Origin of the sequence: Vibrio ordalii ATCC 33509 (genome assembly GCA_000257205.1) — a bacterium.
Lineage (GTDB): Bacteria > Pseudomonadota > Gammaproteobacteria > Enterobacterales > Vibrionaceae > Vibrio > Vibrio ordalii.
Genome location: AEZC01000222.1, coordinates 1 through 739 on the forward strand (window position 1 = coordinate 1; position 739 = coordinate 739).

Annotated in this window: 1 protein-coding gene and 1 pseudogene; both read right to left on the bottom strand. The window is 30.9% G+C overall.

Translation table 11 applies throughout. From position 1 onward, the window contains the following. Nucleotides 1-398: endonuclease/exonuclease/phosphatase family protein (locus tag VOR_RS0114805; RefSeq protein WP_010320474.1), on the bottom strand; the 398-nt coding region annotated here is incomplete at its 3' end. A 113-nt stretch (nucleotides 399-511) separates the two neighbouring features. Next, nucleotides 512-739: pseudogene (locus VOR_RS0114810) on the bottom strand (hypothetical protein); the annotation flags it as partial.

Here is a 739-nt window from a genome sequence, read left to right on the forward strand (position 1 = left end):
TATTGTGCTTTATATTCGATCGGATATTTACTCATTATCAGTACTCCACCATCTTCTGGTATTGAATCTGACCAATTTCCTTCCGTGCTGTCCCAACCAATAATTTGTCTTCCTAATACAGGCGTGAAATATGAAAATCCTTTCTTAGTTAAACCATCAGTTATAATTTGGCTACTATCATTATCAAATATTTCATTGAAAGAGACGATATCTACATTATTAAAAAAATCAGATTTATTAAGTAGATTTGCCCGTTTTATTTGTTGTGTATCGGTTAACTTTTTATCGAGCATATAAACATTATAACTCATCAATGTTGGAAAGGTACTATTCCCATTGGAAAAAACAGAAAAGCTTATTGTTAATCCTAAGATTAATATAATATCTTTAACTTTCATATACAAACCTAAATAGTTCAATTGTTATTAAATGATTTTAATGGCTGAATTGTCACCAATAAAAAGGGCTTCACTTTATAACTGAAGCCCTTTTAGAAAATTACTTTGAAGATCTATAGCATCTTCAGTAATCCAATGGCTTTTATTTCATCAGGGATTTCTTCGTTGGGAGCATATCGTTTAACTTTAATCTCTCCTGGACCATTAATATTATCAATCAATAACGTATCACTATCTACTGAGAATCCAAATAGTTTTTCCATCGTGTAACCTACAGACTCGTTATTCCCTATCAGTAACAAGCTATCATATGTTTTGAAAAGATCAACATCGTATGCATC